The 14,761-nt window shown below is 72.5% G+C and carries 11 protein-coding genes and 1 pseudogene; 6 read left to right on the forward strand and 6 right to left on the reverse strand.

Annotated elements, in window-relative coordinates; genetic code table 11:
* Positions 1-17: 17 nt before the first annotated feature.
* Positions 18-1,085, forward strand: coding sequence for an FAD-dependent monooxygenase (locus J7E94_RS04100; protein WP_215012364.1), 1,068 nt, complete (start codon positions 18-20; stop codon positions 1,083-1,085).
* Between the two features lie 88 nt (positions 1,086-1,173).
* Here the strand turns inward: J7E94_RS04100 and J7E94_RS04105 are convergent, their stop codons facing one another.
* Both J7E94_RS04105 and J7E94_RS04110 read right to left on the reverse strand, forming a co-directional pair.
* Positions 1,174-3,318, reverse strand: a complete 2,145-nt coding sequence (locus J7E94_RS04105) for an EAL domain-containing protein (RefSeq protein ID WP_215012505.1) — start codon at positions 3,316-3,318, stop codon at positions 1,174-1,176.
* A 107-nt stretch (positions 3,319-3,425) separates the two neighbouring features.
* Positions 3,426-4,256, reverse strand: a complete 831-nt coding sequence (locus tag J7E94_RS04110; RefSeq protein ID WP_215012507.1) for an SAM-dependent methyltransferase — start codon at positions 4,254-4,256, stop codon at positions 3,426-3,428.
* 826 nt (positions 4,257-5,082) lie between these two features.
* Between J7E94_RS04110 and J7E94_RS04115 the strand changes: the two genes are divergently transcribed.
* From J7E94_RS04115 to J7E94_RS04125, 3 genes are all read left to right on the forward strand, one after another.
* Positions 5,083-5,256: a hypothetical protein gene (locus J7E94_RS04115; RefSeq protein WP_215012519.1), complete on the forward strand. Its 174-nt coding sequence runs from the start codon at positions 5,083-5,085 to the stop codon at positions 5,254-5,256.
* A gap of 36 nt (positions 5,257-5,292) precedes the next feature.
* Positions 5,293-6,063, forward strand: coding sequence for a DUF4239 domain-containing protein (locus tag J7E94_RS04120; RefSeq protein ID WP_215012365.1), 771 nt, complete (start codon positions 5,293-5,295; stop codon positions 6,061-6,063).
* Positions 6,064-6,292: 229 nt separating this feature from the next.
* Positions 6,293-6,889, forward strand: coding sequence for a hypothetical protein (locus tag J7E94_RS04125; RefSeq protein ID WP_215012366.1), 597 nt, complete (start codon positions 6,293-6,295; stop codon positions 6,887-6,889).
* 140 nt (positions 6,890-7,029) lie between these two features.
* Here the strand turns inward: J7E94_RS04125 and J7E94_RS04130 are convergent, their stop codons facing one another.
* Positions 7,030-7,533, reverse strand: a complete 504-nt coding sequence (locus J7E94_RS04130; RefSeq protein ID WP_215012367.1) for a hypothetical protein — start codon at positions 7,531-7,533, stop codon at positions 7,030-7,032.
* 363 nt (positions 7,534-7,896) lie between these two features.
* Here J7E94_RS04130 and J7E94_RS04135 point away from each other — a divergent pair, with 363 nt between their 5' ends.
* A complete protein-coding gene (locus J7E94_RS04135; RefSeq protein WP_215012368.1) occupies positions 7,897-8,559 on the forward strand; it encodes a class F sortase in 663 nt (220 codons plus the stop codon).
* Positions 8,560-8,638: 79 nt separating this feature from the next.
* Here the strand turns inward: J7E94_RS04135 and J7E94_RS04140 are convergent, their stop codons facing one another.
* Positions 8,639-9,526 (reverse strand): polysaccharide deacetylase family protein, encoded by an 888-nt coding sequence (locus J7E94_RS04140; RefSeq protein WP_215012370.1) that lies wholly within the window; start codon positions 9,524-9,526, stop codon positions 8,639-8,641.
* A gap of 94 nt (positions 9,527-9,620) precedes the next feature.
* The gene (lysX, locus tag J7E94_RS04145) at positions 9,621-12,926 is read right to left on the reverse strand and encodes a bifunctional lysylphosphatidylglycerol synthetase/lysine--tRNA ligase LysX (RefSeq protein ID WP_215012373.1); all 3,306 of its coding nucleotides are present in this window, start codon (positions 12,924-12,926) and stop codon (positions 9,621-9,623) included.
* A gap of 61 nt (positions 12,927-12,987) precedes the next feature.
* Here lysX and J7E94_RS04150 point away from each other — a divergent pair.
* Positions 12,988-13,476: pseudogene (locus tag J7E94_RS04150) on the forward strand (universal stress protein).
* A gap of 27 nt (positions 13,477-13,503) precedes the next feature.
* Here J7E94_RS04150 and J7E94_RS04155 read toward each other — a convergent pair.
* On the reverse strand, positions 13,504-14,709 hold the full coding sequence (locus tag J7E94_RS04155; RefSeq protein WP_215012375.1) for a CapA family protein: 1,206 nt from the start codon (positions 14,707-14,709) through the stop codon (positions 13,504-13,506).
* Positions 14,710-14,761: the final 52 nt, after the last annotated feature.

Raw genomic sequence — 14,761 nt, forward strand, 5'->3', positions numbered from 1 at the left:
CGACGAGAGGACTTCCGATGACCGACGTACTGATCGTGGGCTCCGGCCCCACGGGCCTGACCCTGGCCTGCGACCTCGCCCTGCGCGGCGTCGCCGTGCGGATCCTCGAGCGGCGCTCGGGCCCGCACCGCGAGTCCCGGGGCAAAGGACTCGACCGGGGCAGCTTGGAGGTCTTCGCCCGGCTCGGCACCGCCGAGCGGATCTCCGCCACCGGCACCCGGGGACTGGTGCTGCGCAAGTACTTCGACGGCGCACCCGTCAAGGACACGCCCGCCGGCGACGGCCTCGTCATCGGCCAGTGGCAGGTCGAGGAGGTCCTCCGCGAGCGGCTTGCCGGCCTCGGGGTCGCCGTCGAGTACGGGCTCCAGGTCGTCGGGATCGACCAGGACGAGACCGGGGTCACCGCGCGGCTGGCGGACGGCCGTTCCGTCCGCGCCCGTTACGCCGCCGGATGCGACGGCGGCCACAGCACCGTCCGCAAGGTCCTCGGAATCCCCTTCGAAGGACACACGGCGGAGACGGAGGTGATGACCCTCGGGGACGTGAAGGCGCCCGGACTGGGCCGTGGCTACTGGCACCAGTGGTTCACCTCGGACGGCGGCGGGATCCTGCTCTGCCCGATACCGGGAACCGAGATCTTCCAGCTCCAGGCCTCGCGGGAACTGGACGAGCGGGGAGAGCCGCTGCCGCCCTCCCTGGAGGGCTTCCAGCGGCTCTTCGACCGGCACGCCCGGATGCCGGGGATCCGGCTGGCGGAGCCGACGTGGCTGTCGGCCTGGCGGCTCAACGTCCGTATGGCCGCCCGGATACACGAGGGCCGGGCCTTCCTCGCCGGGGACGCGGCGCACGTCCACCCCATCGCAGGCGGGCTGGGCATGAACACCGGAATCCGGGACGCGGCAGCCCTCGGCCGGACCCTGGCTGCCGCCCTCTCCGGGTCCGCGGGGGAGGACGTACTCGACGGTTACGAGGCGGAGCGCCTGCCAGTGGCCGCCGAGCTGCTGGCCGACACCTCCCGGCGGATGGAGCGGGTTCTGGCAGCGGTCCGTGAGCCGGGTACCGGGACGGAGGCGGGCCTGGAGTGAGCGGCGGGCCTTGACGGAGGCGGTCCCCGGACCGAGCGGCGGGCCGCCCGCCGTGCCGGCGGCGAGCGGCCTGCGCCGGGCTTCCCCGTCAGGAGGCGGTGGGAACCGCGTCCGAGAGGGAGAGGGTGTGGATGCGGTCAGGGGCGCCGGGGCGGGCGTAGTACCAGCCCTGGGCGGTGTCGCAGCCGAGGTCGCGCAGCTGGGCGGCCTGGGCGCCGGTCTCCACGCCCTCGACGGTGACGGCGAGTTCGAGGCTGTGGGCCAGGGCGACGATCCCCTCCACGATCTTGACGTCGACCGGGTTGGCCGGGCTCTGCTGCATCCCCTGGGTGAAGGAGCGGTCCAGCTTCAGGACGCTGACGGGGAGGCGGCGCAGGTTGGCGAGGTTCGAGTAGCCGGTGCCGAAGTCGTCGAGCGCGATGTCCACACCCAGGGCGGCGAGGCGGCGCAGCGGTTCGAGGAGTTCGTCGTCGGCGCCTATCAACGCCGATTCGGTGACCTCCAGGCACAGCGCGCCCGGGGCGAGGCCCGACTTCTCCAGCACGGCGACCGTGTCGGCGACCAGGCCGGGGTGGTGCAGCTGGGTCGGCGAGAGGTTGACGTTGATCCGCAGGGAGGAACCACCGTGCTGGCGCTGCCAATTGCGGGCCTGGCGGACGGCCTCCTCCAGGACCCAGCGGCCGAGCGGCACGATCAGCCCGGTGCGTTCCGCGAGCGGAATAAAGCGGTCCGGTCCGAGGACCCCGTACTGCGGGTGCGACCAGCGCACCAGCGCCTCGGCGCCGTGCACGCTGCCGTCGTGCATGTGGACCAGCGGCTGGTACTCGATGAAGAACTCGCCGCGCTCCAGTGCCGCCGGCAGGGCGTTGGTCAGCCCGTGCCGGGTGATGGCCCGAGCGTCGGCCTCGGCGTCGGCGAATTCGAAGCGGTTGCCGCCGGCCGCCTTGGCCCGGTACATCGTGATGTCGGCGCTGCGCAGCACCTCGGCCGGGGTGCGTTCGCGGGCCGGACCCTCCACGATGCCGATGCTGCCCCGCACCGTCAGCTCACGTCCCTCCAGCCGGATCGGCGTGGACAGGGCGGACAGGATGCGGACCGCGAGATCGGCCGCCTTCTGCTCGGTGTCGGAGCCGGTGGTCAGGGCGACGAACTCGTCGCCGCCGAGCCGGGCGACCACCTCGCCGGGGCCGGTCGCGCAGCTTTGCAGCCGGTCGGCGACCTCCACCAGGAGTCGGTCCCCCGCCGAGTGGCCGAGGCTGTCGTTGACCGTCTTGAACCCGTCGAGATCCAGGTAGCACAGGCCGAAGCGGCTGCCTCCCGCCCCGCTCAGGGCCTTCTCCAGCCGTTCGAAGAAGAGCGTCCGGTTGGGCAGGCCGGTCAGGGCGTCATGGGTGGCCTCGTAGCGCAGGCGCAGGTTCAGCAGCCGGCGTTCGGTGGTGTCCTCCATCAGGGCCAGCTGGTACTGCGGCACGCCCTCGGCGTCACGGAGCAGCGACACCGTCAGGTTGGTCCACAGCACGGTCCCGTCGTGGCGGTAGTACGGCTTCTCCACGCGGTAGCTCTCCCGCTCGCCGCGCACGAGTTCGCCGTACATCCGCCAGACGTGCGGGGTGTCGTCGGGGTGTCCCCACTCGCTGACCTTGCGGCTCCGGACGTGTCCCTCCAGGCCGCCGAACATCTGCAGCAGCGCGTCGTTGACCTCCAGGATGTTGCCTTCGAGGTCGGCGATGCCGATCCCGATGGCCGCCCCCTCGAAGACCGCCCGAAAGCGCTCCTCGCTCGCGTGCAGGGCCTGCTGGGCATTGCTGCGGGCGGTGAGGGCGGAGCGGGCGATGGCCTCCTGCTCCTTGAGGGTGCGCTCGCGCAGGGCGCGGGCGAACCCCGCGGCGATCCCGTGCTGGAGCCGGGCGCAGCGGGCCCGGTACTCCTCGGTGCCCTGCGCGCCGGAACCGCAGTAGAGCACCAGGTACGACTCGACCACGCCGAGGGTGCCGGCCAGGGCCTCGGGGTCGGTGCAGTGCACGGCGACGAGCTCGGCGCCGACCCGCTGGCCGGCGACGGCGTCGAAGGGCCGCGCGTGCAGGGCCTCGACGAGGGTCCGGGTGAGCGGCACCAGGTGCCGCTCGAACTCGGTCCGCGTCAGCGAGGTGGCCGTGACGGGGAAGATTGCCCGCCCCCAGATGGTCGCGAAGCGGGCGATCCGGTCCTCCAGCCCGCCCTGTGGGGCCGCCACCGTATCGGGGGCCGATGGCGCGCCCGGGGCCGCCACCGGTTCCGGGTCGGGCGTGGCGCAGGAAGCCGGGGCGGTGTCCGGGGCGCCCGCCGTCTGTGCCGGGAGTCTCACGCCTTGCGTCCCACGCCGCCGAAGCCCGAGAAGGCGTACGGGTCCTCCTGCGCCTCGCCGTCCTCCGCGCCGTCGGCGCTGTCCGGGCGCCACTTGGGCATGGACACGAGCCCGGGCTCCAGCATCTCGAACCCGTCGAAGAAGCCGCGGACCTGCACTCCGGTGCGCATGACGAGGGGGCTGCGGATGTCCCGGTAGACGCCGACGGCACCGCCCGCGACCTCCTCGGAGAGCGGGACCCCCTCGAAGGAGGCGTGCGTGAGGATCAGCAGGCTTCCGGGGGCCAGCGCGTCGCGCAGCTGGGCCACGGCGGCGTACGGCTCGTCCGTGTCCTCCAGGAAGTGCAGGACGGCGACGAGCAGCAGGGCGACCGGGCGGTCGAGGTCGAGCAGCCGGGCGACCTCGGGGGCGGACAGGATGTCCTGCGGCTTGCGCAGGTCGGCGGCGACGACGCCGGTGCGCTCGTTGCCCTCCAGGACTGCCTGGCTGTGCGCGACGGCCACCGGGTCGTGGTCCACGTAGACCACGCGTGCCTCGGGGCTTGCGGCCTGGGCGATCTCGTGGACATTGCCGAAGGTGGGGATGCCGGAGCCGATGTCGAGGAACTGCGTGATGCCCTCGGCGACGGCGTGCCGGACGGCGCGGCGCATGAATGCCCGGTTGGCCTGCATGATCTTGGGCAGGCCCGGCATGAATTCCATGGCGCGGCGGGCCGTCTGGCGGTCGACCTCGAAATTGTGGGAGCCGCCCAGGTAGTAATCGTAGATGCGGGACACGCTCGGCACCGATATGTCGATGCCTGGCGGGGCCCAGGCGGGGCGCTCCATCGAGGTCTCCAAGCCTTGTTCCTACGGTGGTCCGTGCGGAGTCGGACTCCTGTCCGAGCCGAATGTACTGATCATTGCCCAACGGGGCGAGCAAAAGCGGAAATTGCCGATCCGTTCTTCGTCACACACCAAAGGCGTGAGCCCCGCCCGGCGGGGGGATTGATCGTTACCGACAAATCCCTTTTGGGAATTGACCGGTGAGTGATCGGAGCCGCCGGGCGATCGACTCACGACTGGCTCAAACCTCTATGGTCGGCACTCCATCCGTTCAGGCGAACCGGAGCCGACCCCCAGCGTGCCCGGGGGCACCCGGGCCCATGATCCCCGGGTGAACAAAGCCTGTGCCAGGCGCCTGCTGGTGGTCCCGGTCCTGCTGTGGGCGGCGCTGTCCGCCACCCCGGCCGTGGCTGATAGCTGCGCCTACGCCACGACCGGCTCCGGCGACGGCGCGGCCGCCGCCGCAGCGGTCGCGGTGGCCGGCAGCGGGGGCCGCGGAGGCGGTCCGGGTGGCGGACATCACGGCGGCCACCACGGTGGCGGCCCCGGTGGCAGCCACGGAGGAGGGCCCGGGGGCGGCCATCACGGCGGGCACCACTGCCCGCCCCCGCCTCCCCCGCCGTGTCCACCGAAGCCGACGCCGACGCCACCGCCCAAGCCGACGCCACCCCCGCCGCCGAAACCCACCCCGCCGCCCAAGCCCACCCCGCCACCGCCACCGCCACCCAAGCCGGCGCCGAAACCTGTACCCGAACCCGTACCGAAACCCGTACCGAAGCCGGTCCCGCCCGCTCCGGCCCCGCCGAAGCCGGCGCCCACGCCTCCCCCGGTGGTCCAGGCACCCGCGCCCACCCCCGTGGTGGCGCCGCCGAAACCGGTGGCCCGTCCCGCGTACCACGCCCCGACCCGCAAGCCGGTCGAGCACCACGTCTCACCGGTGACCTTCACCCTGCTCACCGCGGCTCCGGCGGTGCTCGCGATCGTCGCGCTGCGCCCCCGCTAGCACGTCCGCCCCACCTGTGACCGATTGGGAGTCATCTTGTCGGAATGGCTCGTCCTGTCCCTCGCGATGGCCGCGGCCTGCGCCGTGGTGCTGTCCACCGCCTTCTTCAACCACCGCAGGATCGGCGAGGACGACGATCCGAACGAAACCCCGGACGTCATCGAGTACATGACGATGATGATCGGCGTGATCTACGCGATCGTGCTGGGCCTCGCGATCGCCGGCGTCTGGGAGGGCCGCGGCGCCGCCCAGGAGTACGTACGCCAGGAGGCGCAGGCCCTGCACGAGATCAGCACCCGCTCCGAGGTCTACCCGGCCGAGGTGCGCCGGAAGATCCGGGCCGACGTCGACGCGTACGTGACGTACGTGGTGGACACGGAGTGGAAGGTGATGGCGGACCGCGGCAGTCTCACGGACCGCGGCGGGGAGCTGCTGGAACGTATCCGCCGCGACGTCACCGACTACGAGCCGCACACCGACCACGAAGGGCAGGCCTACCAGCCGCTGGTCGACCAGGTCGCGGTGGTGGACGACGCCCGCAGTGCGCGCGGCCAGAGCGCCGGGGCCACCATGCCCGGAGTCGTGTGGTTCGGGCTGATCGTCGGCGCCCTGGTGACGGTGGGCCTGATCTTCACCCTCCAGATCCGGCGGTCGTTCCGGGAGTTGCTGCTGGCGGGGCTGTTCAGTGCGCTGATCGCCTTCCTGCTGTTCCTCATCTGGGATTTCGACGCGCCCTTCGGACGCGGTATCGCGGCCACCGCCGAACCCTTCTTCGCGCAGTTCCCGCATCTGGGCCTGGACGACTGACCGGCAGGGCCGTGGAGCCGCGCACCCCGGCGATCCGGCGGCACCGGGCAGCCCGGCCAAACCCGGGACGGGCCTCCCGCCCCCGGTTCGGCCTACGGCCATGCCCCATTCGGCCGTTCCTGATCGCGGGTCGCCGCACCCGCACCTAGCGTGGCGGACATCGAGGCGCACGACCCCCCACGTGCGGAACCGTTCCGCGGCTGCTCCTCGGAGATCCGGAGAACCAACCATGGGTGCGATACGTTCCTCCGCCACAGCCCTGCTGAGCGTCGGCGTCGCCACCGGCGCCGTCTTCGCGCTCGGCACCCTCGGTACGCCCGCCGCGACCACCGCGACCGCGGCCGAGGCCGAGGCCAAGCAGGTCACCTCGTTCGGCTTCGCCGTCACCCCGCCCACGGTCGCCCCAGGCGGCCAGACGCTGCTGTCCGTCAGCGGCTGCAACGCCGCCTACGCCACCGCCTCCTCCGGGGTCTTCGACACCGTGAGCATCTTCCGCGGCCGGACCGTACGCGTCACGGTGGACCGGGACGCCCGGATCGGAGCGGTGTACTCCGTGTCCTTCACCTGCAACGGGGAGACCGGCTCGGCCGACCTGACGATCGCCGGCGGCTCGTCCCGGCCGACCACGAGCTCGACGCAGGGGGCCATCACACCCCCGCGAGCCGTCACCACCTCAGCCTCCACCCTCGGTGTCCGCGGCGGCCTCGGCGGCAGTGTGGCGGGCATGAACCCCGTCGAACTCGGCACGGGCGCGGCCCTCTTCCTCGCCGCCGCGGCCGGCACCGTGTACACGCTGCGACGCCGCGGAAGCAGCCGCGGCCATTGAGCCGCCGCCCTTCCCCCCAGAACCGGGCCGCCCAGCGCGCCGGCCACCACCTCGCCTTCCCAACCGCCGGTCGCCCTGAGTCCTGGCCAGGACTCAGGGCGACCGGCGGTTTTCCGTGCCCGACCGGGGAGGTCGGCCGGTCAGGCGCGGCCGCGGATCGGACGGCGGCGGCGGCGCACCACGTGGGCGCCCGCGCCGAGGGCGGCCGCGCCGACGAGGCCCGCGCCGATGGCGGTCTCGGCGGTGGACGGGCCGAAGGAGCCGCCGATGCCGCCCTGTGAGGGGTTGCCGGCGAGGATCGTGAAGCGGTGCGTGGCGACCAGGCTGTTGTCGTTGCACTTGACCGACAGCGTGTGGGGACCGGGCGAGGCGTGGTTGAAGATCCGGACGGTCGCGAAGCCGATCGACCCGGCGGAGAGGTTGGCCGGCGGGAAGTTGCCGGGCGAGGTGACGGTACCGCCGTGTACGCAGCCCGAAGCGCTCACCTGCATCGTGGAACCCTGGTGCACGGCGTACGGGTTGACCGAGATGTTGCTGGGGCCGCCGCCACCGCCCATCGGGGTGTTCGCGGAGGCGAAAGGGACACTGAGGCCGATCGCGGCGCAGGCTGCCGCCGTCATGGTGAGAGCGCGAAAAACACGCATGGTGGAACCTCCAGCGGAAAGCGCCCCGGAGCGTCGGCCCCGGATGATCGACGAGAACGCCTCCCACGTCGAACCCTCGGGGCGGCTCGCAAGCTCCGCATTTCCGCCTTTGGGCCGCCCGGTTGAGCGACACGCCGAAGCGCGGGCGGCGCAGCTGACGGATCCGCAGGTCACGACCCGTCAGGCGTTTATGTGACGATTACCTGGATGGGCGCACCTCTTCCGGCCCCATCCGGGCCCCGCCACCCGTTCGCCGCTCCCCTCTCGCCGTCCTGCCGATGCAGCCTTAGCGTGCGTGAAGTAGGGCGTACAGGGGTGGGACAGGAACGCGGGTCGGGACCCCCGCGTCGGGAAGGGAGAACGATGGGCGAGGACGAGACCGGGCAGTCACGCAAACGCTCACCGTGGGGCGTCATCGCCCTGGTCATGCTCACCGGCCTCGCGATGGTGCGCAACGGTGTGGACATCGACGACGGGCCGCCCCAGCCCACCGCGGCCTCGGCCGTCGCGGTCACGGCCGACCAGCTTCCGGCAAATCCTCCGTCGCCGCCCGCGGACATGGAGGTGCTGGAGCACTCGTCGGTGCAGCGCATCCGGATTCCCACGATCAACGTGGACGCTCCGGTGATGACGGTCGGACTGGACGCGGAGGGCTGGATCGACGCCCCGCCGCCGCAGGACCGCAATCTGGCCGGCTGGTACCTCAACGGCATCGCGCCGGGCCAGCGGGGCTCGGCGGTGATCGTGGGCCACGTGGACAACGCGCAGGGCCCGGCGGTCTTCTACGGCCTGGGCTCGGTGAAGCCGGGCAACCACATCGAGGTGGAGCGGTACGACGGGCGCACGGCGGTGTTCGAGGTGTACGGGGTGGAGGTGTTCTCCAAGGACGCCTTCCCCGGAGCCCGGGTGTACGGGGACACCGGGCACCCGGAACTCAGAGTGATCACGTGCGGCGGCGGCTACTCGAAGGGCCGGGGCTACGACGGCAACGTGGTCGTCTTCGCGCGGATGGTGGAGGCCCGCTGAGCCGGGGCCCCCGGCCCCGCCCCGGCCCCGCCCCGGCCCCGCCCCCGGCGTGCCCGCCCCGCCCCAGCGCCCGCCGCGCTCAGCGGGGCGGCAGCGCCGGGAGGGTCATGCGGTAGCCCCGCGCGAGCAGTTGGGGCAGGTAGGAGGAGATCGCCTGGACGCTCTGCGACCGGTTTCCGCCCGCGTCGTGCGACAGTACGATCACGCCCGACCCGGCGCCCGACAGGACCCGGGAGACGATCGTCGTGGTCCCCGGCTCCTTCCAGTCCAGGGTGTCCACGGTCCAGGCGAGCGGCTCCATGCCCAGCTCCGCCCCGATCTCGAAGGCGGCCCGGTTCCAGGCCCCGTACGGCGCCCGGAACCACACCGGCGCCTCGCCCACGACCTGCTGGACGACCTCGCTCGTGCGGCCGATCTCGGAGGCGAGGCCGGGCCGGCTGAGCGTGGGGATGAGGGGATGGGTCCAGGTGTGGTTGCCGATGACGTGGCCCTCGGCGGCCATCCGGCGCAGCAGGTCGCGGTTCTCGGTGGCCATCTCCCCGCAGACGAAGAACATGGCGCGGACCCCGTACCGGGCGAGGGTGTCGAGGATCCCCGGGGTGTAGCGGGGGTCGGGGCCGTCGTCGAAGGTGAGGACCATGGAGCCGGCCGCGGTCGCGTCGGCCGGGAGTTCCAGGATGGGGCGGGTGCGCACGGCCGGTGTCGCGGCGCGCGGGCGGCCGGGGGCCTCGGCGGTCATCGGCCGCAGCCGGTACGACTTCTCGGCGGCCAATTCGTGGATCCTGCCGGGCGGTCCCGCCGCGGGGTTCGGGCCGGGGGCGCCGGCGGGGGCACCGGGCGCGCCGGGGCGGCCCGCCACCCCGCCCTCTTCGCCCGCGTTGATCAGTCCGGCGGCGGCTGCGACTCCGAGGAAGGCGGCGGTACGCAGGAGCACGCGTCGCCCTACTGTCGGCTCGTCATTTTTCATTATTACTACGTATCAACGACATCGCCGGAGATGTCGAGAGGCGCGGACGGACCCCCTCCCCCTCACCCGCTCGGTCCAGCGCCCCCGTGACTGCTCAGCCGCGTCGCACCAGGGGGAACGCGAGCGTCTCGCGGATCGTGAGGCCCGTGAGGAACATGACGAGCCGGTCCACGCCGATGCCGAGGCCGCCGGTGGGCGGCATCGCGTACTCCAGGGCGTCCAGGAAGTCGTTGTCGATCTCCATCGCCTCGGGGTCGCCGCCCGCCGCGAGCAGGGACTGCGCGGTGAGCCGGCGCCGCTGCTCGACCGGGTCGGTCAGCTCCGAGTAGGCGGTGCCCAGTTCGGTGCCGAAGGCGACCAGGTCCCAGCGCTCGGCGAGCCTCGGGTCCTTGCGGTGCTGCCGGGTGAGCGGGGAGACGTCCGTCGGGAAGTCCTTGTAGAAGGTGGGCAGCTTGGTCCGCTCCTCGACCAGGCGCTCGTACATCTCCAGCACCACGTCGCCGCGGGTGTCCTCGGCGGCGTGTGGGACGGCCGCCCGGTCGCACAGCCCGCGCAGCACGTGCTCCTCGGTGTCCGCGTCGACCGCCTCGCCGAGGGCCTCGCTGATCGCCCCGTACACCGTCTTGACCGGCCACGGTCCGGAGATGTCGTGGACGACGAGCTTCCCGTCGGCTCCCGCCTTGTGGGCGATGGGCGAGCCGAAGGCCGCCTTCGCCGCGCCCTGGATCAGCTCGCGGGTGAGGTCGAGCATCACGTCGTAGTCGGCGAAGGCCTGATAGGCCTCCAGCATCGTGAATTCGGGGTTGTGCTTGTAGGAGACGCCCTCGTTGCGGAAGGTGCGGCCCATCTCGAAGACCTTCTCCATGCCGCCGACGCACAGCCGCTTGAGGTACAGCTCGGGTGCGATGCGCAGGTACAGGTCGAGGTCGTAGGCGTTGATGTGGGTGCGGAACGGCCGGGCGTTGGCGCCGCCGTGGATCTGCTGCAGCATCGGAGTCTCGACCTCCAGGTACCCGCGGTCGAGCAACCCCTGGCGCAGGGCCTGCACCGCGCTGGAGCGGGCCCGTACGACGTCCCGGGCCTCGGGACTGGCGACGAGGTCGAGGTAGCGGCGCCGGACGCGGGCCTCGGGGTCGGCGAGACCCTTGCGCTTGTCGGGCAGGGGACGCAGGCACTTGCCGGTGAGCTGCCAGGACCGCACGAGCAGGGACAGCTCGCCGCTCTTGCTGGCGCCGACCTCGCCGCTCGCGACGACGTGGTCGCCGAAGTCGACCTGCGAGGTGAAGGAGTCCAGGGCGCCGGCGCCGGTCTCGTCGCGCGTGAGCATCAGCTGTATGTCCCCGGACCAGTCGCGCAGGACGGCGAAGAGGACGCCGCCGAGATCGCGTACGAGCATGACGCGCCCGGCGAGGGTGGCTTCCTCGCCGGAGCGGGCGCCGGCCGGGTGGGCGGGGTGGGCGGCCTTCAGCTGGGCCACGGTGTGGGTGCGCTGCCGGATGCCGACGGGGTACGGGTCGGTGCCGCCGGCCCGGATGCGCTCCAGCTTGTCGTGGCGGACGCGTACCTGCTCGGGCAGCCGCTCGGCCCGGGAGGCCGCCTCGGCCTCCTCCCCTACGGCGTCCAGGTTCAGGGAGTCGATGGAGGGCAGCCCCTGGGTGGTGGCGGGGGCGGTGAGGCCCTTGGGATGGCCGTTGCCCCACAGGGTGCGCAGGCTGGGCACGGAGACGAAGCCCTCGGCGATGCCGGAGGCGAGGCTGACCCGGGCGAGCGAGCCGGCGTCCTGGTAGCAGAGGAACCGCGGGTACCACTCGGGGCCGTATTTGACGTTCGAGCGGTACAGCGCCTCCAGCTGCCACCAGCGGGAGAAGAACAGCAGCAGCTTGCGCCACAGCTTGAGGACGGGACCGGCGCCGATCCGGCCGCCCTCCTCGAAGGCGGAGCGGAAGACGGCGAAGTTGAGGGAGATCCGGCGTACGCCCAGGGCCGGCGCGGCGGCGCAGAGCTGGGCGACCATGAACTCCATGACCCCGTTGGGGGCGGTGCTGTCGCGGCGCATCAGGTCGAGGGAGATGCCGTCCTTGCCCCAGGGGACGAAGGAGAGCAGGGCGATCAGCTCGCCCTGGGCGTCGAAGGCCTCCACCAGCAGGCAGTCCCCGTCGGCCCGGTCGCCGAGCCGGTCCAGGGCCATGGAGAAGCCGCGCTCGGTCTCGGTGTCGCGCCAGGTGTCGGCCCGGTCCACGATCATCTGCATCTCGTCCTCGGAGAGGGCTGAGTGGCGGCGGATGACGGTGGTGGCGCCGGTGCGCTTGACCCGGTTGACGGCCTGCCGGGTGACGCGCATGTCGCGGCCGTCGAGGTCGAAGTGGGCCACGTGCAGGATCGCCTCGTCGCCGAGCTGTAGGGCGCCGAGTCCGGAGCGGGCGTAGGCGGTGGCGCCGTCCTCGGAGGCACCCATGACGGCGGGCTGCCAGCCGTAGCGGCGGGCGACGGCGAGCCAGGCGTCGATGGCGGGGGTCCAGGCGGCGGGGTCTCCCACCGGGTCGCCGCTGGCGAGGCAGACGCCGGCTTCGACGCGGTAGGTGACGGCGGCCTTGCCGTTGGGGGCGAAGACGACGGCCTTGTCGCGGCGGGTGGCGAAGTAGCCGAGGGAGTCGCTGCGGCCGTAGGCGCCGAGGAGGGCCCGGATGCGGGCCTCCTCGTCGCCGTGCAGGGCGGCGGTCAGGCGCTGGGAGCGGAAGAGGGTGGCGGCGGCGTTCAGCAGGGCGACGGCGCCGAAGAGGCCGAGCAGGAAGTCCAGCGGGCGGGGCGGGCGGCCGTCGAACTCCCGGGCGGAGAAGAGGCCGCCGAAGACCTGCTTGGCGGCCCAGTCCAGCCACTGCCCCCGGGGCAGGGTGCCGTGGAAGAGGGCGACGAGCCCCCAGCCGACGAGGACGGCGGCGAGGAGGCCGGTGCCGAGCACGATCATGGCCCGCCAGAGGGCGCCGGGCCGGGAGGCGGCGTAGAACTCGCTGCGGGCGGCGATCAGCAGGGCCAGGGCGGCGACGGCGACGGCCATGGAGGGGACGCCGATCCAGTAGTCGCCTTCGGCCATGCTCAGCACGTCGGCGAGGATCAGCAGGGCCAGATAGGTGACGACGATCCACCAGGCGACCTTCTTGCGGGTGCCGAGGGCGGCGGCGAGGAGGAAGAGGAAGACCGCGTAGGCGAGGTTGGCGCTGACCGGGACGACGATGAGGTTCAGGAAGCGCACCACGTGCCGCAGCAGCCTGCGCAGCGCCGGGGAGAGCGACAGCAGAGCGCACAGCAGGCCGAGCGTTCCGAAGAACGCGCCGAATCCGTCGGGAACCCGGTTCAGGAAGCGGTTCCGGGTTCCGCGTCTCTCCTCCACGGTGGCACTCATGGTTCGCACTGTAGGGACGGCGGCCGTCGTCCGCGCGCCGGGGGCGGAGACGCTCGGGAGGGTGACGGAGCACGTGAACACGGGATTCGAGCGCGGTACCGACGGCCCCGGAGGTGATCCTGGCCGGGGTCGACGGATCGGAGTCCCCGCTCCGGGCCGCGGCCTCGCGGCGGGGCGGGCCCGGCGGCAGAACGCGCTGCCGGCGCTGGTGTACGTCCAGCCGGTGATGCCGGCCGGGGCCTCGCTGGGCGCCCCGGTGGCCGACACCACCGGCGAGATCGCGGAGGGCCTGGTGGCGGAGATCCGCGAGTCGGCGGAGCGCCTCAGGGGCATCTACGAGGTCCGCCGGCAGTTCCACACCTTCCGCGGCGGCCCTCCCCCGGCTACCGCTGGGAGGTGCCCCCCAGCGGGCCTGGTGAGCGCGGCGGAGGAGCTGACGGCGGACGCGGTGGTGGCCGGCGCCTCCGAACAAGCCGGCCACCGCACCGTGGGCTCGGTGGCGATCCGCCTGGTCAAGGCGGGCCGCCGGCCGGTGACGGCCGTCCCGTAGGCGGGTGCGCGTTGCTCTGCAGTCGGCCTACTTCGCCATGGTGAGGCCGTCCTTGGCGGCGCCGCGGCTGAGGACGGCCTCGCTGATGGTGTCCTGGGCGCTCTCGTAGTCGTCGCGGTCGGGGTTCTTCGCCAGGGTGCCGGGGAGGTTCACGACCTTGCCGGCGGACAGGTCCATCATCTGGGGGACGAACTCGGCCTTGGTGACCTGCCAGCGCTGGCCGGCCGCGGCCGGCGGGGCGAAGGTGAAGCGGCCGATCGAGCCGTAGTTGCCGCGCATGTCCCGCGCGCCCGTGTAATTGAACATCTCGCCGGCCACCTGGTCGCCCATGCCGTAGATGATCCAGGTCCCGTTGACCTTCTCGTAGGGCTGCGGGATGTGCGCGTGGGTGCCCAGGATCAGGTCGATGTCGGGGCGTCCGCCGGTTTGCGAGGCGGTCAGCGCCCTGCCCAGCGACAGCTGCGTCTCGTCCGGCTCGGTCTGCCACTCCGTGCCCCAGTGGACGCTGACCAGGACCACGTCCGCGCCCGCCTTCCGGGCGGCCCGCGCATCCGCGATGATCTTGTCCTGTTTCATCAGGTTGACCGCCCACGGCTGCCCCTCGGGCAGCGGGTAGCCGTTGGTGTCGTAGGTGTACGCGAGGTGCGCGACCTTGGCGGAGCCCGCGGTGTACGTGGTCACCGTGGCCGCCTCGGCCGCCGTGCGGGCCGAACCGGCATGCTTCAGGCCGACCTTGTCGAAGCGGTCGAGCGTGCGGCGCAGCCCGTCGGCGCCGTCGTCGAGGGTGTGGTTCGAGGCCGTGGAGCAGCCGTCGTACCCGGCGTCCTTGAGCCCGTCGGCCACCTCTTGGGGGGACTTGAAGGCGGGGTAGCCGGAGAAGGGACCGCCTTCCTCGCCGTAGATGGTCTCCATGTGGCAGAGGGCCAGGTCGGCCGCTGAGACCAGGGGTTTGACGCCGGAGAACATCGGTCTGAAGTCGTATCCGTCGCCGTCCGCGTCGTCGGCCGCCCGCTGGATGACCGAGGTGTGCGGAAGAACGTCGCCGCTCGCGACCAGGGTGAATCCCCCGGCGGCCGGGGATCCGGCGGCAGTGGAGGGGGTCGGCTTGCCGGCTTCGGCGAGGCGGGCCGGTGCCGGTCCCGCTCCCGGGCCCCCGGCGGCCGAGCAGCCGGCGGCGGCCGACAGGAGGAGGGCCGAGAGGACGGCGACGGCCTGTCGGGTGCGCTTGGTCATCTGCCCCGGCTCTCATTAGTAGGACTATCTGATTACCTGCAATCCATAGAAA

Origin of the sequence: Streptomyces sp. ISL-94 (genome assembly GCF_018614075.1) — a bacterium.
Lineage (GTDB): Bacteria > Actinomycetota > Actinomycetes > Streptomycetales > Streptomycetaceae > Streptomyces.

Bases quoted from the DNA above. Each gene is read 5' to 3' on its own strand.
- J7E94_RS04125 (WP_215012366.1), top strand. From the start codon at position 6,293: ATGGGTGCGATACGTTCCTCCGCCACAGCCCTGCTGAGCGTCGGCGTC.
- J7E94_RS04135 (WP_215012368.1), top strand. From the start codon at position 7,897: ATGGGCGAGGACGAGACCGGGCAGTCACGCAAACGCTCACCGTGGGGC.
- J7E94_RS04130 (WP_215012367.1), bottom strand. From the start codon at position 7,533: ATGCGTGTTTTTCGCGCTCTCACCATGACGGCGGCAGCCTGCGCCGCG.
- J7E94_RS04100 (WP_215012364.1), top strand. From the start codon at position 18: ATGACCGACGTACTGATCGTGGGCTCCGGCCCCACGGGCCTGACCCTG.
- lysX (WP_215012373.1), bottom strand. From the start codon at position 12,926: ATGAGTGCCACCGTGGAGGAGAGACGCGGAACCCGGAACCGCTTCCTG.
- J7E94_RS04155 (WP_215012375.1), bottom strand. From the start codon at position 14,709: ATGACCAAGCGCACCCGACAGGCCGTCGCCGTCCTCTCGGCCCTCCTC.
- J7E94_RS04110 (WP_215012507.1), bottom strand. From the start codon at position 4,256: ATGGAGCGCCCCGCCTGGGCCCCGCCAGGCATCGACATATCGGTGCCG.
- J7E94_RS04140 (WP_215012370.1), bottom strand. From the start codon at position 9,526: ATGAAAAATGACGAGCCGACAGTAGGGCGACGCGTGCTCCTGCGTACC.